This is a genomic window from Acinetobacter schindleri (assembly GCF_010918895.1).
In the GTDB taxonomy this organism is placed as follows: domain Bacteria; phylum Pseudomonadota; class Gammaproteobacteria; order Pseudomonadales; family Moraxellaceae; genus Acinetobacter; species Acinetobacter schindleri.
Genome location: NZ_CP044483.1, coordinates 1288759 through 1309820, shown reverse-complemented (window position 1 = coordinate 1309820; position 21062 = coordinate 1288759). Strand labels below are relative to the sequence as shown.

At 41.2% G+C, this 21062-nt stretch carries 20 protein-coding genes; 12 read left to right on the top strand and 8 right to left on the bottom strand.

The window, feature by feature from the left end; all coding sequences use genetic code 11:
• Window positions 1–752: 752 nt before the first annotated feature.
• From FSC11_RS06385 to FSC11_RS06370, 4 genes are all read right to left on the bottom strand, one after another.
• Window positions 753–1199 (bottom strand): 2-amino-4-hydroxy-6-hydroxymethyldihydropteridine diphosphokinase, encoded by a 447-nt coding sequence (locus tag FSC11_RS06385; protein ID WP_103799695.1) that lies wholly within the window; start codon window positions 1197–1199, stop codon window positions 753–755.
• A complete protein-coding gene (gene folB, locus FSC11_RS06380; RefSeq protein ID WP_163165794.1) occupies window positions 1156–1536 on the bottom strand; it encodes a dihydroneopterin aldolase in 381 nt (126 codons plus the stop codon). Before folB ends, FSC11_RS06385 begins: the two co-directional genes overlap by 44 nt.
• 148 nt (window positions 1537–1684) lie before the next feature.
• A complete protein-coding gene (locus FSC11_RS06375) occupies window positions 1685–2983 on the bottom strand; it encodes an ABC1 kinase family protein (protein ID WP_004892962.1) in 1299 nt (432 codons plus the stop codon).
• A 57-nt stretch (window positions 2984–3040) separates the two neighbouring features.
• Window positions 3041–3769, bottom strand: coding sequence for a HesA/MoeB/ThiF family protein (locus FSC11_RS06370; RefSeq protein WP_171521733.1), 729 nt, complete (start codon window positions 3767–3769; stop codon window positions 3041–3043).
• Window positions 3770–3924: 155 nt separating this feature from the next.
• Between FSC11_RS06370 and FSC11_RS16255 the strand changes: the two genes are divergently transcribed.
• Window positions 3925–4566, top strand: a complete 642-nt coding sequence (locus FSC11_RS16255) for a hypothetical protein (RefSeq protein WP_227591009.1) — start codon at window positions 3925–3927, stop codon at window positions 4564–4566.
• A 478-nt stretch (window positions 4567–5044) separates the two neighbouring features.
• Window positions 5045–5557: a pyridoxamine 5'-phosphate oxidase family protein gene (locus tag FSC11_RS06355; protein WP_004815728.1), complete on the top strand. Its 513-nt coding sequence runs from the start codon at window positions 5045–5047 to the stop codon at window positions 5555–5557.
• Between the two features lie 184 nt (window positions 5558–5741).
• Here the strand turns inward: FSC11_RS06355 and FSC11_RS06350 are convergent, their stop codons facing one another.
• Window positions 5742–6512 carry a 3-hydroxyacyl-CoA dehydrogenase gene (locus FSC11_RS06350; protein ID WP_163165791.1) on the bottom strand — a complete coding sequence of 257 codons (771 nt, stop codon included), beginning with the start codon at window positions 6510–6512 and terminating at the stop codon, window positions 5742–5744.
• Between the two features lie 312 nt (window positions 6513–6824).
• Here FSC11_RS06350 and FSC11_RS06345 point away from each other — a divergent pair, with 312 nt between their 5' ends.
• From FSC11_RS06345 to FSC11_RS06335, 3 genes are all read left to right on the top strand, one after another.
• Window positions 6825–7178 carry a hypothetical protein gene (locus tag FSC11_RS06345; protein WP_004815725.1) on the top strand — a complete coding sequence of 118 codons (354 nt, stop codon included), beginning with the start codon at window positions 6825–6827 and terminating at the stop codon, window positions 7176–7178.
• Window positions 7179–7479: 301 nt separating this feature from the next.
• Entirely contained in the window at window positions 7480–8451 is a 972-nt protein-coding gene (locus FSC11_RS06340) for an aliphatic sulfonate ABC transporter substrate-binding protein (protein WP_163165789.1), read from the top strand.
• On the top strand, window positions 8451–9278 hold the full coding sequence (locus FSC11_RS06335) for an ABC transporter permease (RefSeq protein WP_163165787.1): 828 nt from the start codon (window positions 8451–8453) through the stop codon (window positions 9276–9278). The genes FSC11_RS06340 and FSC11_RS06335 overlap by 1 nt, the downstream gene beginning before the upstream one ends.
• Before the next feature lie 55 nt (window positions 9279–9333).
• Here FSC11_RS06335 and prmC read toward each other — a convergent pair whose 3' ends face one another.
• A complete protein-coding gene (gene prmC, locus FSC11_RS06330) occupies window positions 9334–10152 on the bottom strand; it encodes a peptide chain release factor N(5)-glutamine methyltransferase (protein ID WP_163165786.1) in 819 nt (272 codons plus the stop codon).
• Window positions 10152–11240 carry a peptide chain release factor 1 gene (gene prfA, locus FSC11_RS06325; protein ID WP_004815719.1) on the bottom strand — a complete coding sequence of 363 codons (1089 nt, stop codon included), beginning with the start codon at window positions 11238–11240 and terminating at the stop codon, window positions 10152–10154. The genes prmC and prfA overlap by 1 nt, the downstream gene beginning before the upstream one ends.
• Before the next feature lie 341 nt (window positions 11241–11581).
• Between prfA and FSC11_RS06320 the strand changes: the two genes are divergently transcribed.
• The 4 genes from FSC11_RS06320 (at window position 11582) to FSC11_RS06305 (ending at window position 14867) form a co-directional block, all read left to right on the top strand.
• A complete protein-coding gene (locus tag FSC11_RS06320; RefSeq protein WP_004892936.1) occupies window positions 11582–12010 on the top strand; it encodes a glycine zipper domain-containing protein in 429 nt (142 codons plus the stop codon).
• 245 nt (window positions 12011–12255) lie between these two features.
• Complete coding sequence (locus FSC11_RS06315) at window positions 12256–12720, top strand: glycine zipper domain-containing protein (RefSeq protein ID WP_004815715.1); 465 nt, start codon at window positions 12256–12258, stop codon at window positions 12718–12720.
• 169 nt (window positions 12721–12889) lie between these two features.
• Window positions 12890–13894: an LLM class flavin-dependent oxidoreductase gene (locus tag FSC11_RS06310; protein WP_071320049.1), complete on the top strand. Its 1005-nt coding sequence runs from the start codon at window positions 12890–12892 to the stop codon at window positions 13892–13894.
• Window positions 13895–14312: 418 nt separating this feature from the next.
• Window positions 14313–14867, top strand: coding sequence for an NAD(P)/FAD-dependent oxidoreductase (locus tag FSC11_RS06305; RefSeq protein ID WP_004815711.1), 555 nt, complete (start codon window positions 14313–14315; stop codon window positions 14865–14867).
• Window positions 14868–15128: 261 nt separating this feature from the next.
• On the opposite strand, the gene ppsR is transcribed toward FSC11_RS06305, so the two are convergent.
• Window positions 15129–15965, bottom strand: coding sequence for a posphoenolpyruvate synthetase regulatory kinase/phosphorylase PpsR (ppsR, locus tag FSC11_RS06300; RefSeq protein ID WP_004815709.1), 837 nt, complete (start codon window positions 15963–15965; stop codon window positions 15129–15131).
• Between the two features lie 154 nt (window positions 15966–16119).
• Here ppsR and ppsA point away from each other — a divergent pair, with 154 nt between their 5' ends.
• From ppsA to cyoA, 3 genes are all read left to right on the top strand, one after another.
• Window positions 16120–18492 carry a phosphoenolpyruvate synthase gene (ppsA, locus tag FSC11_RS06295; protein ID WP_163165785.1) on the top strand — a complete coding sequence of 791 codons (2373 nt, stop codon included), beginning with the start codon at window positions 16120–16122 and terminating at the stop codon, window positions 18490–18492.
• Window positions 18493–18874: 382 nt separating this feature from the next.
• On the top strand, window positions 18875–19669 hold the full coding sequence (locus FSC11_RS06290; RefSeq protein ID WP_004892926.1) for an RDD family protein: 795 nt from the start codon (window positions 18875–18877) through the stop codon (window positions 19667–19669).
• 303 nt (window positions 19670–19972) lie between these two features.
• Entirely contained in the window at window positions 19973–21061 is a 1089-nt protein-coding gene (gene cyoA, locus FSC11_RS06285; RefSeq protein ID WP_163165784.1) for a ubiquinol oxidase subunit II, read from the top strand.
• Window position 21062 lies beyond the last annotated feature (1 nt).

The following is a 21062-nucleotide window of genomic DNA, read 5'->3' as shown; positions in this document are numbered from 1 at the left end:
AAAAGCTAAGCTCTGTTATTCGTTTATAGGTCATATAGATAAGCGAGTTTCTAGCCCACCTCTTCATAGACCGTCACATTTTCTTAAAGAAGAGGGTTGATAATAGATGTTATAATTTTACTTTCTTCAAATATCCTGTTTTTTCCGGGAGTGCTAATAAAATAGATAAGGTTGCTGGTCATTCCCATCCTTTTATTGCTAATTTAAAAGCTTAAAATAAAAATATTCATTAAGGTCATGTTATGGAAACAGTTATAATTCTTGTCATATTAGCGGTTATTACCGTACTACTGATTATTTTTTATAACAAGAAAAAATAATCGGCGTGCTTTTCTTTAAATTTACCAATTTTGGTCAATTCTTGTTATTTAATATATAAAAGTGCGCTGATTAGCCAAGCTTAGATTTTAAGCGTGCTCGTCTAGGCCCCACGTCATACTAATTGAATTTGATCCGTTCCGGTTGAATTTTCAGTTCATACATATAGCCAATATCACCATCGCATTCTTCTTTAGACAGTTGTTAAACCAGCATATATATATCTGACAATTTTCTAATTTATGAAACCTTTTATCTTTTGCTTTTATAAGGGACTAATCTGATAGCAACTCGCTTTAGACTGACAAAACATGTGCTCCACATCAGCACAACTGCTAAAGGTTTAACCCTAGAAAAAACTTCGTTTAATATACCAGCATATGCTTCCACTCCTCTTTTTAAACCCTATTTTGCACAAGGTTTAGCATCAGGATTTATAGCACTGCGTTAAGTTTAACCTGTGGGTACTGGAGTTGATGGTCATATTCAAATGCCGGATGTGACCAGATCTCATGCATTGGAATTTTGATATCTAAAGCCAACGGTAACTTTTTTGGATTAAACTGCATCTGACTTAAATCACTGCCCCAAGCTATCAGATCGATATCCAGGCTGATCTGATGTGAGGGACGCACTCGTCCTGAATCCGCTTCCATCTGTTTAAGCTGCTGAAGCATTTCTTCAACTGTCATTTCAACCTGTAATAGACATGCTGAATTCCAGTAATTCTCACCAATCCCGTCACGACACGGAATAATATAGATGGGAGAGAATTGCACTTCTCCCCAAGTGGAAATACGTTGTTGTGCAGCTTGAAAATGTTGCTGAGGATGACAATTACTCGCCAGTGCTAAGGCGAATATCGTTTCGGTGGCGTTCAAGACGTATCCCTACAGAATTGGCTTGCGCGATAATGGCAGGCTTACGAATAGTAATTTTAATCGATTCAATTGCTGTAAAGGTAGTAAAAAGTGTGTTTAGCACTAACTTTGCTGCATGTTCAATCAATTCTGGCTGTGCCTGCTGAATTACCTGTGCGGAAATTTCACAGATCTCGGCGTAATTTAGTGTATCTGCCAAGGCATCAGAATTGGATGCCTGTTCCAAATCTGTCTGAATAGCCAAGTCCAGCATTAAAGGCTGAATAATCTGACGTTCCCAGTCAAAACAGCCAATTACTGTTTCAACCTTCAAACCTTCAATGATAATTGCGTCCATATTTCTGCTCAGGAGTTTTAAAATCACTTCAATAATCTCCCTAAGTCCCTCTTTATGAAAGAGGGAATTCTACATCTCGAAGTATTTTTATGAGCGTGTAGCTCCTCCCTTTTTCAAAGGGAGGTTGGGAGGAATTCATCTTTTAGAATTAATGCTTCAACAATAAATTCGGGTCAATTGTCTGAATCATCTGTAAGCGCTGATCCGCATAGATATCGGTATATGGCGCAAGGATACGCATGAAACGGTCGAAATACAGCATTTGCTTGAACAGCAAGGCGAAGTCACGCGGGAAGCGAATGCCATGACGTTCACCAACGGCGACCATATCCATCATGACATCATTAAGGTCACTTGGATTGGAACTTAGCAATTCTTGTGGATCTGCCATAATTACACCACTAAATAAACGCTCAAGATCTGCGGCCAATACTTTCGTGTCAATGGCAACTGCAGTCATGCCCATTTTCAGCATGTTTTCTGCCATCAGATCATAATTGGTATTTTGCAGTGCATCCATAAAGGCCATACATGCTGTCCAGACTTCCGGATTCAGCTGACCGACAATACCAAAATCGATAAAACCAACACGGCCATCTTCGAGTAGCATCAGATTACCGGCATGCAAGTCTGCATGGAAACTTTCACACATCATCAGGCTGCCAAACCAAGTATTCATTGCAGTAATCAGCACCTGAGAAGGATCTTTAGCCACTTTCTTCACTACATCAAAATCGGTCAATGACACGCCATACAAACGCTGCATGGTCAGTACACGACGCGTGGAATACTGATGATAGACCTTTGGTGCTGTCGCTGCATGATTATTGGTGACATTCAGATAATTAACGAAGTCATCCAGATTTTTAGCTTCTTCAATAAAGTCAACTTCACGCACCATACGTGTTTTAATTTCTTCAACGATATCTGCCAAAGATGCAAATTTCACTTTTGGCACGGCTTTTTCAAGCAGCTTGGTTGCCCAATGTAGTACGTTCAGATCCGTATAAAGAATGGTTTCTACACCTGGCTTTTGTACCTTAATCACCACATCTTCGCCAGAAACCAGTTTGGCAGCATGTACTTGTGCAATAGATGCTGAAGCCAATGGCGTTTCCTCGATCGAGGCAAAGATTTCATCCAGATTACGGCCTTCAAACTCAGATGCCAGCACCTGCTGTACATAGCTAAATGGCAGGCTTGGGGTTTGATCTAGACAACCCTGAAATTCCTCGACAAATTCACGAGGAAATAAAGAGGGTGTAGAGGCAATAAACTGCCCTAATTTAATATATGTTGAACCTAAGGATTCAAAGGTTTCACGCATCAGTTTAGCATTACTTGGTTTTTCAGTCGCATACTTGATGCCTGCACGTGCAGCAATGACGGCGGTTTCACCGACACGTGCCACAGAACGCAAACCATCCAGGAAGATATTATTTTTCATAATGTCAGCGTAATTTCAAATTTTCTCGAGTGTAACAAATATTCAGGCTGATCTGTTCTATCTTGCCTGACAAATTGGACAATTCGTATCTTTCTCAAATTTGAGAATACGTTGTTGCATGCTCTGACCATCCCATAACAGCAGTTTTTGTCGTAATGGCATTTTCCCAAGTCCCAGATAAAGCAAAGCATGATGTGCTTGCAGACTTGCCATGACATTCGGTGTTGTCGCCAGTACGCCAGAATCCGCACAGCGCATAGCTATATCAGTTTGATCTTCTTGCGGGAACAGGCAGTTATAGCAGGCAGAATCACCTTCCACCATAAACAGTTGGCCTTGTAGACCAATCGCAGAGGCGCTGATCAATGCTACATCAAACTGTCGGCAGGTTTGATTCACCAGATAACGGGTTTCAAATTGATCACATCCATCCAAAACCAAATCCTGGTGCTGAATCAGGACTTGTGCATTATCGATAGATATTGCCTGATTATAATATTCAATTTGCACATACGGATTAATCTGTTGCAAACGTTTCGCTAGCGTTTCTGCTTTATAAAAGCCGACATCTTGTGGGGTAAATGTGAGTTGACGCTGCAGATTACTGATCTCAATCGTGTCCGGATCAATCAGGGTAATTTTTCCCACACCTGCACGGGCAAGTAACTCCGCGAGTGCACAGCCAATTCCCCCACAGCCAATAATACAAATATCGGAAAATTTCAGTTTTTCCTGTGCTTCGATGTCCCAGCCTTCTAACAGGATTTGACGTGCATACAAATGCATTTCCGCATCGGTGAGTTCGAATTCAGTGTTTAAAGCGTCTACCACTATACCGTCCGTGTTCTTTAAAAGATGAATCTATAATTTCAATTCATCTTGTTGATTTAAAATAATGAATAACATTTAATAAAGCATTCAACAAAAATAACTTAGATAAAATGAAATTTAATTTTTCATTAGATGCCGCCTTGATCATTACTGCTTTAACTGCACTACTTTATCTTGTAGCTCAGGTATTTCTTGCAGGTTATATCAGTATATTTGGCGCCGACATTACTGTACTAAATCTTACCGTTCAAGATAAATTGTATTACGGCTTTTTAAAGAGCCTTGTTCTTACACTGTATTTTACTTTGGCTTTATTTGTACTTTTTATTGCTGTACCTTCCATCTTTAATAATTTTGGAGGCAATATATGGCTCCATAAAAAATTACAAAATTTAAGGATCGCTATTCATAAGGATACAAAGCATAGACCGGTGATCCATAACAGCTCTTTTGAATTAGAAAATGAAAGACAATTTAATCGTAAGCTTTTTGCCTCCTACTTTATTCTGGTCTTATTGTTAGGCTCAGTAAAATATTTATCTTATATCGAAACTGAAGCAAAGCAACGTGCTCAAAATGATTTAATGAATTACTCAGAAAAATTAAGAAAAGTTCAACTTAAATCTCAAGAAAATCAGGAAGCCTATAAAATTCTCTGTGGTCAAAATCTTTGTGCCGTTCTTATGGTCAATGGAAAACAAAAATCCCTGCACTATATTGACCCCAAAGATATCGCATTCTTCCTAAATTAGGTTTTATATAGGATCGACAGAATTCTTAATCCGGATCTCCTTTTCTGTTTATTTGCTTCAAAAATTCGGTTGATGCTTTCTTAAAGAATAAGTACTTAAACTAGCTAAAAGTCTCTTTTTGAAAAATATAAAATCAGGTATTTATTTTGAAACACTCAAAAACGTCCATTATTTGTAATTACAATGCAATATCAAAATTAACTAATTAATTTAAATTACAATGAGGTTGCAGAATTTATCATTATTTTTAGACCTTGCTTGCTCCAAATCTCTTATTAGCTTCTATCTAAAAAATTTATCGGATAATTTTTACTGTGCTGTAACTGAAACCTGTTTAATGGTAATTCGTGTAGTGCTCTTCTCAATTTAAGTATGTAAATGTACGAGTTCAGTGAGAGTTACAGCATCCTGCTATAAATATGATTAAGCTGCTTAACGTTATCCAAATTTAACCTTTAACAAGAATATGGAGCAGCATATGACAGAACAATATTCAGAACACAATGACCGTGAAAAATTATGGGAACTCATTAAAGATGTGCGTTTCACTATGATCAGCCATCAGGCTGAAACTCAAGAAATTCACTCCCAGCCAATGACCATGCTTAATTCAGAAAAAATGCATGAAAGTCAGAATCTGTATTTCATCATGAAAGACACTAATGATATTGTCCAAGCAATTAATGCAGGTCGTCAGCATCTTGGTTTATCCTTTGCCAAACCATCAGATGATATCTATGTCTCTATCAGTGCTCATGGCGAAATCAGTACCGACCGTATCCTGATTGAAGAATTATGGAACCCTTGGGCAGAAAACTGGTTCGAAGGCAAGGATGATCCGAGTGTACGTGTGCTTATTGCCAAAGCAGTCAGCGCAGAGTACTGGAATGTGAAGGACAATAAAGTTACTCATCTACTGAAAGTCTTAAAAGGCAATATTACTGGCAAGCCTGAAGAGCCAGATACTGATCATGCAAAAGTACAATTATAAAAATTAAAGCAAATTTATTTATTATTTAGCCTCTTATCTAAGAGGCTAAATTTTTGCATGTTGAAAGTATATTTTTAGTTTAGTAGAAGCTCACATTTCGAAAAAAGTTGAATTCCTTTTAATCCATTACACTTATTTTAGGATCAGCATTAAACGGTAACTTAAGGAATCAATATAGCTTAGGCTATTTTGCTACCATCCGGATTGCTCCATCTAAACGAATGACTTCACCATTCAGATAGGTGTTTTCAAGAATATGCCCAACTAATTTTGCATACTCAGATGGCTTAGCTAAACGTGGAGGAAACGGTACCATCTGCCCAAGAGAATCCTGTATATTCTGCGGTAAACCTTTTAGCATCGGTGTTTCCATAATTCCTGGAGCAATCGTCATGACACGAATCGCATTTTTAGCGAGTTCACGTGCCAGTGGTAAAGTCATGGCAACTACTGCCCCTTTAGATGCGGAATAAGCAGCCTGTCCAATCTGTCCATCGAATGCAGCTACAGAGGCGGTATTGATGATCACACCACGTTCCTCTTCGCCCTGTTTTAATTCATATTTCGAAATTAGCTCAGCAGCATAGCGCAGCATATTAAAGGTGCCCGTGACATTGATATTCAGCACACGCTGGAACATCGCCAAGTCATGCAATCCATCACGACCAAGTACTTTAGCAGATGGCGCAATACCAGCGCAGTTTACCAATCCATTGAGTTGTCCATGCGTCTGTTCTAATATCTTAAAAAATTCACTGACAGCTGTTTCATCAGTCACATCTAATTGCTGGAATTGCGCCTGTTCCCCAAGTTCTTGTGCGAGACTCTGCCCAAGTTCAAGATTCATATCGACCAGTACGACTTGAGCGCCCTGCTCCACCAGATAGCGTGATGTTTCGGCACCGAGTCCTGAAGCTCCACCCGTCACTACAAAGACTTTATTTTGAATATTCATAGCTCATCCATGTCATTTTGAATTTTTCTTAGACTAATCTTTGCCCAAATAGGAAGCAAATCAAACTATGACCGCAGCAGTTTAATTATCAATTAAATATATTCTATTAGACTTAAAAACAATTAATATCAGCTTTTTCTATTTAAGTTTTTAATTTTGCAGAACATCTGGTTTTCAAGCTATATCATCAAATAAAATGAGACTCTACGGTCATCCCAATACCTTTGTATTTATCGTTAATTTAGATTATTTTTCACACAATTTGATGCATCTATTTAGTTGCTCATTCCTCTCCCTACTTAAGGTACTCTTATGTTAAACATGACTGATGTTCTTGGCCAAAACCTGGTTCAAAACTTCTCTAATGCTTTATTTCATTCTGCGGACCTTCTTTCTGAACAGCTCAATCAAGGGATTTTGAACGCATCTGATTCAGCTTTGAAAGATGCAGTGGTGACTTTCCTCAATCGTATTGATGTTCTTGACGCAGCGGCGGCACTTGAAATCTCTGCTGAACGTATTGAAAGCCTGAAACAAGGGATTGCACTGAAAGATGAGCAGTTCATTGCAGACACATTGAAAGTGGTAACCCTATGTCTGGCAATGGAAACCAATACACTGGATCAGGTTGAAGTTTCTGACTGTCTACAAGATTATCCAATGTAAAAATATAAATAAAAAAGCGACCTTGAGGGTCGCTTTTTTATAGAGGTTTATCCTCTACAGAATCAATGCAATGAGATTTAAAAATATTTGCTTATCAAATCCAGCCATAATCTTGTAGAAATTTCAGCTAAGTCTAAAAAAATCACCTTCATTACAATTAAATTAATTATAAACAATAACTTATTAAAATTTACACCTTTATATTTTATTTGTTGATTTGATTATCTGTTTTTCTTTTTTGTCTGTTTATTCATTTACCGCTATTTATGTCGAAAATTTCCTAAATAAATTAGAGCTCCTCATGAAAAAAACTTTAGCAACAACAAAATTAGGCTTAATTACTATTTCTATCTCTCTAGTGAGCGGGTTGACAGTCGCGGCAATTCCAAGCGAATTAAAACTGGATTATGCTTATTATGCACCTACCAGCTTGGTCGTTAAGGAGCAAAAACTACTGGAAAAAGCACTGCCTAAAACCAAAATTAAATGGGTATTTAGCCAAGGCAGTAATCGCTCGCTTGAATATCTGAACAGTGGTAGTACAGATTTTGCTTCAACCGCAGGTTTAGCGGCAGTACTTAGTCGTGCCAATGGCAGCCCAATTAAAACGGTTTATGTTCAAAGCCAGCCTGAATGGACTGCGCTGGTCATTAACAAAGATTCCAATATCAAATCTCTCAAGGATTTAAAAGGCAAGAAAATTGCTGCCACCAAAGGCACCGATCCATTCCTGTTTACGCTGCAGGCTTTAGATACCGTCGGCTTGGGTAAACGTGATGTTGAGCTGGTACACCTGCAACACCCAGATGGCAAAACAGCTTTGGAGCGTAAACAGGTCGATGCTTGGGCGGGTCTTGATCCGCTGATGGCTTCTGCGCAGGTGCAGTCGGGTGCGAAATTGCTGTATCGCAATGTCGGCTTTAACTCATATAGTGTACTCAGTATTAAAGAAAACTTCGCCAAGCAAAGTCCTGAAGCCGTTGATGCAGTCATTAAAGTCTATGAACAGGCGCGTAAATGGGCCAAAGCCAATCCGGATAAGCTGGCTGAACTGTTAGCCCGTGAAGCCAAACTGCCAATTGAAGTGGCGAAATTACAGCTAAGCCGTACCAATCTGGATCAAAACATTCCAACAGCAAAACATATTGCTGCATTACAAAAAGCAGGTTCTATTCTGACTGAAGAAGATTTGGTACGTAAAGGCACCAATGTCAATCAGGTCGTAACTCAGCTCTTTGATAGCAAATATGCGCAAAAGGTTGTTAAGAAGTAATGTCAGCACCAAACACTATCTCCGAACAACTTGTGAAGGAAAATCAACCTAAATCTGTTGCTCTTCCCCGTGGTATTCGTCTGTTGAAAGGGATCACCATTCCGGTGATCCTGATCTTGTCATGTGAAATTCTGGTTCGCAATGGTGTAATTGAGCCTTATTTACTGCCTGCACCCAGCAGTTTATGGCAGTCTCTGACCGAACTGGCTGAAGGTGATCTATGGCAGCATCTCTGGGCAAGTAGCTGGCGTGTCTTTTTAGGCTTTGGCATTGGTAGTGGCTTGGGCCTAGTTTTTGCGATCTTAGTCGGGTTAAATCGTCATGCCGAAGACTTCCTGGAACCAACATTTTCTGCAATCAAATCTATTCCGAGTTTGGCTTGGATTCCACTTTTGTTACTATGGTTAGGCATTGATGAAGGCTCCAAGATTACCTTGATTGCAATTGGTGCCTTCTTCCCTACTTATACCAATACCGTTGCTGCCATTCAGGGTGTGGATCGCAAGCTGATTGAAGTAGCCAGAGTCTACCGGCTAAAATATTGGCAACAGATTCATCAGATTGTGTTACCTGCGGCATCACCGGGAATTCTCACAGGTTTAAGAAACGGCTTAAGCTTGTCCTGGATGTTTATGATTGCAGCAGAACTGATTGCGGCGACTCAAGGGATTGGCTATTTACTCAGTGATGGTCGGGAGACCTCTCGACCGGATATTGTAATTATTGCCATTATTTTACTGGCAGTGTTGGGTAAGATTACTGACAGTATTATGAAGTTGTTTGAACATCGTTTGCTGCGCTGGCGCGATGTCATCAAAAAATCCTGAAACTAAAGAAGCGACCTTCAAGGTCGCTTTTTTATTAAAAACAAAATTTGGAAAATCAATGTGGCCACTGAGCCAAGGTCACTCGGTCATTACCGCCATAATCTTTAACAGTACGCACCTGTTTATAACCAGCCTGGGTAAATAGATGACGGACTGCATCCCCCTGATCATAACCATGTTCAAGCACTACCCAACCATTCACAGTCAGGTGTTTTTTGCCTTGAGCGATGATCTGTTCTAAATCAGCCAAACCTTTATTGTCTGCTACTAAAGCACGTTCTGGTTCAGTCGCCAGATCCTGCATATGTTCATCGGCTGCATCAATATACGGTGGATTAGAAACAATCACATCAAAGAACTGACGACCCAATGGTTTGAACCATGAACCCAATACAAACTGTACCTGAGACAAGTCATGCTGTTCAGCATTGAACTTGGCCACCTCTAGAGTCGGTTCATAAATATCAGTTGCAGTAACTGACCACGCTGGACGTTCCGAAGCCAAGGATAAGGCAATCGCACCAGTACCTGTCCCCAGATCTACCACACGGGCATCTTCAGGCAAGTCCAGCTTAAGTACAGTTTCAACCAATACTTCTGTATCGGGACGTGGCACCAACGTGTCTTTGGTTACTTTCAGGTCCAGTGTCCAGAACGGTTGTGAACCAGTCACATAAGCCAAAGGTTCGCCGGCCTGGATACGAGCCAGACCATCTACATAAGCCTGTTCCTGTTCGGGTGTCAGTTCCTGATCCTTTTTCATCACTAGATCAAAAGAATCAATCTTGGTAATGTGTTCCAGCAACCAGGCATTTTCCTGACGTTCATAGCTCTCTGGTTCACCACGCAAAGCCAGCGCTTGTAAAATATTCATTATCCACCATTCTGCTGTGCGAGCATGGCAAGCTGATCCGCCTGATATTCACGGTGCAGACTATCCAGCAATTCAGTCAAATCACCTTCCATCACCGCATCCAGCTTATATAAAGTCAGGTTAATACGATGATCAGTCATACGACCCTGTGGATAGTTATAAGTCCGGATACGTTCTGAACGGTCACCCGAACCGACTAGGTCACGGCGCATTTCCGACGTTGCTGCATCCGCTGCTGCACGTTTGGCATTTTCCAGACGTGACACCAGAAGCGCCATCGCTTTAGCCTTGTTCTTATGCTGTGAGCGCTCATCCTGACATTCCACCACAGTCCCCGTTGGAATGTGGGTAATACGTACTGCAGAGTCGGTTTTGTTAATGTGCTGACCACCGGCACCTGATGCACGATAAGTATCAATACGCAAATCTGACGGGTTAATGTCAACTGAAGTATCCACATCAACCTCAGGAAGAATCGCGACTGTACATGCTGAAGTATGTACACGGCCTTGGGATTCTGTTGCTGGGACACGTTGTACACGGTGTGCGCCACTTTCGAATTTCAGACGACCATAGACACCTTCACCATTGACCAGGCAGATCACTTCTTTATAACCGCCGTGTTCACCTTCATTTTCGGACAGGATTTCGATACGCCAGCCCTGACTCTCTGCATATTTACTATACATACGGAACAAGTCACCCGAGAAGATCGCTGCTTCGTCACCACCGGTTCCTGCACGGATTTCCAAATAAGCCGAGTTCGCATCATTCGGATCTTTCGGAATCATCAAAATGTTCAGATCTGCTTCCAGCTGTTCGATCAGGGCTTTATTTTCCTTGATCTCTTCCTGAGCCATTTCTTTAAAGTCAGGATCGCTCAGCATGGCTTGAGCAGTCTCGATATCTTCTTCAGCCTGTTTATATTTGGTCCATACTTCAGTAATTTCGGTCAGATCATTGTGCTCGCGGGAAAGCTGGCGAAAGCGTTTATTATCTGAAATGACTTCCGCATCTGCTAATAAGGCAGTGAGTTCTTCGTGACGGTCGGAGAGCTGGTCTAATCGTAAACGTAACGATTCTTTCATTTTTTAAAGTATCTCAAACTAAGGCTATAGCTAAATAAAGGTCTTAGCACAGCGAAATCAAAAATTGCGCCTAGTTTAACGATTCTCAGGCATAAAGAACATCTTTATTCAGTACAAGCTTTCTGCGGCTAAAGCATCCAGATAATTAACTTCCATACGATTAAAATCAACCTAACGCCTCTTTTTTAATCAATTTAATCCGCATTCTTTACTTATTTTACAAACTCGCAAATAAAGCATCTAAATATGGAGATCTTTCTTCACAATGTAATGACGATTTTTTGTTACATTTTCCGCCATCGATACACAATATAATCCGATCACGGATATGGAGTTCCAGCATGAAACTGAGCGCAGTTTTATTAAGTACCGCTTTAGCCGCAGGGTCAATGATGACCGTTAATGCTCATGCCGACAGCACTGCTCGTGTTGCTGCTGCAAGTGCATTAGGTAGTGTGGCTGGTACAGCTTTGGGTAAAAACATGGGGGGCAACACAGGTGCAACAATTGGTGCAGCTCTTGGCGGTGCTGGTGGTGCAGCTGTAGCAAGTAACAAGAAAAACCGTACTGAGTCTGCCATTGGTGGTGCTTTAGGTGGCGGTGCTGGTTATACCGTAGGTAAAAGCATGGGTGGCTCCAACGGTGGTTACATTGGTTCTGCGTTAGGGGCAGCAGGTGGTGCAGCTTTAGGTAATAAAATTGCCAAAGACAAAACAGCAGACCGTCGAGCTGAAAAACGTGCGAAACATTGGAAAAAGCGCTACCGTTAATTCAGCCTTTATAGTCTCTCAATTGCATCTTACATTTGACATAAAAAGCACCTTCGGGTGCTTTTTTAATTGCTTCTAAATGAGTCTAACTACTTGTAATACGTGAAAAATATTGTTTATTAATTATGAATAAATTAAGGAGATAAAAAACACATTTCGTCTACAGACTCTCCATGCTGTTTCGCTCTTGCTAGATTAAATTTAACTTATAGACAAATACAGCCATATATATAAAAGGTGTACTCATGAACTACAAATCTCTAATGATCGCGGTTGTTGCTACCTCAGCTATGGGCATGGGTATGACAGCAGCGAATGCGGGTAATACAACGAATACTGCTCTTGCTTCTGCACTTGGTGGGGTAGTTGGTGCTGCAGTAGGTAATAGAGTTGGTGGCACAACTGGTGCAACGATCGGTTCTGCAATCGGTGGTGGTGCAGGTGCAGCCATTTCAGCGAATAAACGTGACCGTAACGGTGCCATTATTGGTGGCGCACTGGGTGGCGGTGCAGGTTATGCCGTAGGTAAAAATATGGGTGGTAACAATGGTGGCCTGATTGGTGCAGCATTGGGTTCTGCGGGTGGTTCTGCACTTGGCAAGAAAGTAAGTGAAGACCGTCGTTATGATGACCGTTATGACCGCCGTTATAATTCCTCACGTAATTACCGTTATAACGACTACCGCTATAACAACCGTGGCCGTCGTTAAGCGTTCAATACAAAGCTTAATCTCTTTTACAACCTTCCCTCTTTTAAGCATCTTCGGATGCTTATTTTTTTGCCTATACATTTCGTTTACACTTATATCGTTTTTTTTCGATATACAAATCCGGTTGAACATCGTATGCTCTTAGTCATGTCAAATAAAGAGTAATATTATGCGTACGCTTAACGATACTCAGTTCTCCATTCTTGAACTGGTTCCTGTTCGTGACGATAAAACCATTCAATTCTCCCTGCAACATGCTCTGGAACTGGCACAAACTGCAGAAAAGCTGGGTTACCGCCGCATGTGGTTAGCCGAGCATCATAATATGGATGGTATTGCCAGTTCAGCAACTGCTGTCCTGCTTGGCTATTTACTGGCAAATACCAAAACCTTAACTTTAGGCTCAGGTGGCATCATGTTGCCGAATCATGCACCTTTAGTCGTAGCTGAGCAGTTTGGTACTTTAGCGACTTTATATCCTGAGCGTGTTGAACTTGGTCTGGGACGTGCACCCGGCACCGATCAGATGACCATGCGTGCTTTGCGTCGCGGTCGTCAGGAAACTGAAGATCAGTTCCCTCAAGATGTACTAGAAATTTTGCAGTACTTTAAAGATCCGATTCCGGGCCAACGCATTGTAGCTACTCCGGGTCAAAGTACTCATGTTCCGGTTTGGCTGCTTGGTTCTAGCCTGTTTAGTGCTCAGTTAGCAGCGAAACTTGGCCTGCCGTATTCCTTTGCTTCGCATTTTGCCCCACGTATGCTGGGCCAGGCTATTCAATTATATCGTGAAAACTTTGAACCGTCTGAATACCTGGATCGTCCTTATGTTTCTATGGGCGTACCGACCTGTGTCGCAGATACGGATGAAGAAGCTCAATATCTGGCAACCAGCGCCTATCAGCGTGTACTTTCCCTGATTCGTGGTCAAAGCCTGAAACTGAAAGCACCTATTGATTCAATGGAAGGACTCTGGTCACCGCCTGAAAAAATGTCCGTTGATAATTTCTTTGCCATGGCACAGGTCGGTTCTAAGGAAACAGTCAAGGCCGGACTGGAAGCACTTTTAGCCAAATATGATGTAGATGAGTTTATTTTTACTTGTGACATCTATGATACTGACAAACGCCTATATAACTTCGATTTGTTAATGCAGGCTAAGCAGGGCTTATAAAATTTCCCTTTCATAAATTTTTTCAAAAAACCGCTGCCAGTCAGCGGTTACTTTTTAGGAGGTAATCCATTGATTTATTAAATGCAATCTGCATTCAAATAAAAAAACTAACAATTATACGTTCAGGATAAAAACATCAATCATTATATTAACAAACCGACTGCAACCTTTGTTGCAGCAAGTTGGACACTTTAATTATTGGCACTATTACTTACGGTATTAAACTGTATGAACACAACCTTTAAAAAGCTCAAGAAAAATTACATCGATATAATTCCCAAAATCCATAACTGAAGTGGATTTTAAAATGTCGAATTATTGATGACTCGAGATTCCATGAAAGTGACTTTACGCCCCTGCCGATATTGTCTATATCTATCACAACAGAATAAAAATTAAATAATTACAGGATATCAATATGGGCGTTAAGCAGGATACAGGTGCCGGTATTTTTCAAAACAACCCTGAACACTTTAAAAGCTTTAATGGGACTAAAGTCGATTCTGCCGCCCTTAAAGATATGGATTTTCAGGATTTAAATGTGGCAGTAATTGGGCTTGACCAGTTTAGTGTGAGTCATCTTGACCGCATTTGCCAGCAAGCGGCATCTGTTAAAGTCTTTCAGATTGAACCGCAATTTGTGATGCCGAGTACCAGCCGCACGCTTCAACGCGTATTGAATCATCCGCTAATCAGCAAAAATAAAAATCTCATTAGTAACCGGATTAAAGGGTTATTATCTTTACGCTTTTTAGAACAGCAGGTCAAAAATCCCTGGTTAAGACGCCAGCTCATGCCTAATCTGGCAGCCTCTAATCGTCATTACTTTAAGTCAGATAGCTTCTATATCGCCCTGCAACGTGAAAACTGCCAGCTTATTACCTGGCCAATTTTGAAAATTTCTGATCATGCAATTCATTGCATACATGGTGAAAATTATCCGGTTGATGTCATTATTCAGACCTTTAAATAAAAATCTATTTATTTTTTTTTGATATATATTTCATAAAAAATACTATAAAAGAATAAAGCTTTAAATTTTATTGATTATTTTTTATACAAATTTAGCATCTAAATACGTTTATTTTTTTCTATGAGGTATTTCGTAGCGAAATAGTAATGATTAATATTTGCTATCTTATCATCGTTAATTTCTATCATTAATTATTTTAATATATAAATTTTTGATAACCAATGGAGCCAAATACCAGCTTTGACTCCATTAACTAGGCCCTTATCCAATACGACGTTTTAAACCGGTCATTTGCAATACACGCGTCGAGATTTCTTCAATCGACATCTCGGACACATTCAGATATTTAATGCCCTCAGAAATGTAAATTCCTTCAATCGCACGCAGTTCCATCTGGCACTGACTAAAGCTGGCATAACGGCTATTTGCCTTACGTTCAGTACGGATTGCCACAAGGCGATCGGCATCAATCATCAAGCCGAAAAGCTTGTTTTTATGCGGGCGCAGCACAGCTGGCAGACGGTTATCATCCAGATCTTCTTCAGTCAGTGGGTAGTTTGCAACACGAATTCCAAACTGCAGAGAAAGATAAATCGAAGTCGGTGTTTTACCAGAACGTGATACTCCAATCAGGATCAGATCAGCCTTGTCATAATGGCGAGTACGCGCGCCATCATCATTATCCAGGGCAAAATGTACAGCATCAATACGCGCTTTATAGGATGCTGAGTCAGTTACCGCATGAGTTTGTCCTACCAGCGTCGTTGGATCTGTACCTAGCTCCTCGGAAAGTTTACTAATAAGCCCTTCAAATACATCAAGATTTACTGCATTTGCCGTATTAATAATATCACGCACATACGGGTCCACCAAGGTATCAAAAACCAGTGGTTTCTGCCCTTCCTCATGGGCACGTGCATTGATCTCAGCTACGACATTGGTCGCAGCTTCTTCGGAGCTTATATAGGGAATGATATGTATATCAAAATCGACATGAGGGAACTGTGCCAAAAGTGAGTGTCCCAGCGTCTCTGCGGTGATCGCAGTACCATCAGAAATGAAGAAAACACTACGCTTTATCTGTTTACCTTCCGACATTAAAATTCTCCTCAAACATTTGTCTTCGTACTATATAATCTTTATAGTAAACCGATCTTACATGACTGTCGCTTAGTAAAATCATCCACCTAGGTGATTTGCTATACTCTCATGCCAAGATAATGATTAATACTGCAAAAGTGGAGTAACAACTTTGGAAGCGCGCGTAATTGGTCTGGAAAAATTAGGGAAACACGATGTTGAGCTTGTTGGTGGGAAAAACTCATCTTTGGGCGAAATGATCAGCCACCTAGCAAACGCTGGCGTATCTGTACCAGGTGGTTTTGCAACAACTGCTGGTGCATATCGTGAATTTCTCGAGCAAAGCGGCCTAAACGCTAAAATCAATGCAGAGCTTGCCAGCCTAAACGTTGATGACGTAAACGCTCTTGCTGAAACTGGTGCTAAAATTCGCCAATGGATTGTAGAGACTCCGCTTACTGCAGCATTAGAACAAGAAGTTCGTGCAGCATTTGATGCACTTTCTAACGGCAACCCTGACATCGCGGTTGCCGTTCGTTCATCTGCAACTGCAGAAGACTTACCAGACGCGTCTTTTGCTGGTCAGCAAGAAACTTTCTTGAACATCCGTGGCATCGACAATGTATTGATTGCGATCAAAGAAGTTTTCGCATCTTTATACAATGACCGCGCAATCTCTTACCGCGTACACCAAAACTTTGCCCATGACGTGGTTGCCCTTTCTGCTGGCGTACAACGTATGGTTCGCTCTGAAACTGGCGCAGCTGGTGTAATGTTCACACTGGATACTGAATCAGGCTTCCGTGATGCAGTATTCATCACCGCTTCTTACGGTTTGGGTGAAATGGTTGTACAGGGCGCAGTTAACCCTGACGAATTCTATATCTCTAAACCACTTCTAAATGGTGGTAAGCATGCGATCCTTCGTCGTAATCTTGGTTCTAAACACCAGAAAATGATTTATGGTGAAGAAGGCGCTGCTGGTAAATCAGTAGTTGTGGTAGATGTTGAAAAAGCTGAACGTCAACAGTTCGCTTTAAATGACCAAGAACTTCAAGAACTAGCTAAACAAGCACTGATTATTGAAAAACACTATGGTGCGCCAATGGACATCGAGTGGGCAAAAGACGGTGATGACGGCAAACTGTACATCGTTCAGGCGCGCCCTGAAACTGTAAAAAGCCGTGAAAACGTTGGTACGATGGAACGTTACCTGTTGAAACAGAAAGGTACGGTAGTATGTGAAGGCCGTTCAATTGGTCAACGTATCGGTTCTGGTAAAGTCCGCATCGTAACGTCTATTAAAGAAATGGACAAAGTACAAGACGGTGATGTACTTGTATCTGACATGACTGACCCGGACTGGGAACCAGTGATGAAACGTGCTGCTGCAATTGTAACCAATCGTGGTGGTCGTACCTGTCACGCTGCAATCATTGCACGTGAACTGGGTGTTCCAGCAATCGTTGGTTGTGGTAATGCAACTGAAGTACTGGTAGACGGTCAGGAAGTGACTGTATCTTGTGCTGAAGGTGATACTGGTTTTATCTACGAAGGCGCGCTTGATTTTGAAGTTCAAACGAACTCAATCGAATCTATGCCTGAACTTCCATTCAAAGTCATGATGAACGTAGGTAACCCGGATCGTGCATTTGACTTCGCACAAATTCCAAACGAAGGTATTGGTCTTGCTCGTCTTGAGTTCATCATTAACCGCATGATCGGTGTACATCCTAAAGCATTGCTGAACATTGACAGCCTGCCTCGTGAAACGCGTGCTGCTGTGATGGCGCGTACTGCAGGTTATGCATCTCCAATCGAGTTCTATGTGGAAAAACTGGTTGAAGGTATTTCTACCCTTGCTGCTGCATTCGCTGACAAGCCAGTGATCGTACGTATGTCTGACTTCAAGTCAAACGAATATGCGAACCTGATCGGTGGCAAGTTGTATGAACCAGAAGAAGAAAACCCGATGCTGGGCTTCCGTGGTGCAAGCCGCTACGTTTCTGACAACTTCCGTGACTGCTTCGAACTTGAATGCCGTGCACTGAAAAAAGTTCGTGACGAAATGGGTTTGACCAACGTACAAATCATGATTCCTTTCGTACGTACTGTAAACGAAGCGAAACGTGTCATTGAGCTACTGGCATTAAATGGCCTGAAACGTGGTGAAAATGGTCTAAAAGTTATCATGATGTGTGAATTGCCAACTAACGCGCTGTTAGCTGATCAATTCCTTGAACACTTCGATGGCTTCTCTATCGGTTCTAACGACTTGACTCAGTTAACACTAGGTCTAGACCGTGATTCTGGTATCGTATCTCACCTGTTCGATGAACGTGACGCTGCTGTAAAAGTCCTTCTTTCTATGGCGATCCAGGCTTGCCGTAAAGCAGGTAAATATGTCGGTATCTGTGGTCAAGGTCCTTCAGATCACCCAGATCTTGCAAAATGGTTAATGGAACAAGGTATTGAATCTGTATCTTTAAATCCAGACTCAGTATTGGATACTTGGTTCTTCCTTGCTGATCAAGAAGCTAAATAAGCTGAAATTCAGTAAATAAAAAAGACCCTCAAATGAGGGTCTTTTTTATTTTAGTAATAAATTTTATATGAATTTAAGATATTAGATTTAACTAATCATTCCCTTGATATTTATAATCAAAAAAATCTTTCGTCATTACATTAAAATTACAGTTTTTAAACCACCAATCTTGGATACTTTATTTTATGTAGATGGCTAAAAATTTGGATTTTTTTAGTTTCCTAACTCAAATTCGTTTTCTTTTGTGTTGTTTTGGTTGTACTTCACCTAAAAATGTCCGACATATGCGCATGTTTAGCTTAAGATTTTGTTTGTGTTATGGCTATAATTCAATAAAATCGAAGCTAAACCTTTTCAACGTACATTTTGAGATTCAGTCTTTATGCAGATTTACCTGGCACGAAACAATCAACAAGCTGGACCATATACGCTTGAACAGCTAAATCAGATGCTTGCAAGCCAGCAAGTATTATTGACTGATTTGGCCTGGCACCAAGGCATGACCGAATGGAAAGCTTTGGGTGAGCTCACGCAGGGTAAATTCGTTTATGAACCTGAAGGTTATATTCCACCTGCACCAGTTGCCGAGCCAGCAGCACCATTTGAGCAGCCTGCAGCACAAACCAATACTTATGCACGTCCTGCACCAAAAGCGAACACATTTGAACTGGCGAGTATTCCTGCACGTATTTTTGCCAAGTTCGTCGACCTGCTGCTCTGGATTCCAGCAACTTTCATTTTGACTGCCTTCTTCACAGCTGAAGAAAAACTGCGTTTTACTCAGCTAAATGAGCAGATCATGACGCAGGCTATGGGTGGCAGTGCGGATCAGAACCGCGTGCTGGAATTGCAGTCTCAAATGCTGGATATGTTCTCTACTCAGGCTTGGACAGCAGCAGGTTTATATCTGCTGATCATGCTGGTTATCCAAGGTTACCTGATTGCAAAATCTGGTCAAAGCATTGGTAAAAAACTGACTAAAATTAAGATTGTAGACGCTGAAACTGGTACTCAAACTTCACTCATGCGTGCCTTTACTTTGCGCAGTATCGTCTTCATTTTGCCTACAATTTATTTTATTCCATTGTTCTCGCTTGTGGACTGGATTTTCGGTTTGGGCAAAAACCGTCAGACTTTGCACGATAAACTGGCGAAAACCAAGGTGATCAAGCAATAAAATTAAGTTCTCTTTAAAGGGATGCTCTGCATCCCCTTTTTTCGCTCATAACTTTGAAATTAAAATAAAATTACTATAAATATTCGACAATCCCGAGCAGTAAAATCGGTTTTTATTACAGTCATTTAAAGCCTCTTTATATATAGCTTAGTTTGTTGTAATCAGGCATAATGCCCTACAACGTAGCGGTGTCTCATGATTAGGAAGATTTTTTGTTAACAAATGAATCTTTTTAATCATGCGACACTTTAATCGCTATCCCATATTAATTTAGGGAATGGGACTCTTCACCGAGGTTGTAAAATGAGACAAACGATTTTAGCTGTATTGTCTTTATCTGCGATGTCCGCACTTTTAACAGGGTGTGGTGGTGATTTAGTACTTCTGAACTCTAAAGGTCCAGTTGCAGCAGGCCAAAGTAGCCTGATGATGACTGCGATTTACTTAATGCTTCTGGTGGTTATTCCATCAGCAATCATGGCATTATGGTTCGGTTGGAAATATCGCGCATCGAATAAAGACGCAGACTATAAACCTACTTGGGCACACTCTACTGCAATTGAAATTGTAGTTTGGGGTATCCCAGTTATTATTATTGCTATTCTTGCCTGGTTAACTTGGTGGGGTTCCCACAAGTACGACCCATACCGTCCGCTTGAATCTGACAAAGCTCCATTAACCGTTCAAGTTATTGCTGAACAGTTCAAATGGATCTTTATCTATCCTGAGCAAGGTATTGCCACTGTTAACGAAATGCGCTTCCCAGAAAAAACTCCGGTTAGCCTTCGTATTACGTCTAACTTCACGATGAACTCTTTCTTCATCCCGGCGTTAAGTGGTCAGATCTATGCAATGGCGGGCATGCAAACTCACCTGAACCTGTTGGCAGACGAAACTAGCCCAGCTGAAGGCTACCGCGGTTTCTCTTCTAACTATTCTGGTTATGGCTTCTCACAAATGCGCTTCCGCGCTCACTCTGTGACTGACGCTCAGTTTGCTGAATGGGTTTCTGCTGTTCAAGCAGGTAATGGTACTTCAGTAAATCCAGAAGCTGTTCAGAAATCTGTATTAGACCAGGCTGAATTCGCATCTCTGCGTGACGGCAACCGTGGTAAACACCAGATTGAAGCGCTGATCGCAAAAGCAAATACTCCTGAAGAGAAGGCTGCTGCTGAAGCTATGAAGCCTTACCCAACTAAGCCACATCCAGTGACTTATTACTCTTCTGTAGAGCAAGGTTTGTTTGAATCTGTGATTAATCACTACATGAGCAACTACCATGGTGCTGACCACTCAGCTCCTGCTGCAGAGCACGGTGTTGCGCACGAAGAAGCTACTGCTTCTGAAGCACATGTAGCTGATGCACATGCGACTGCTTCTCAAGGGGAATAAG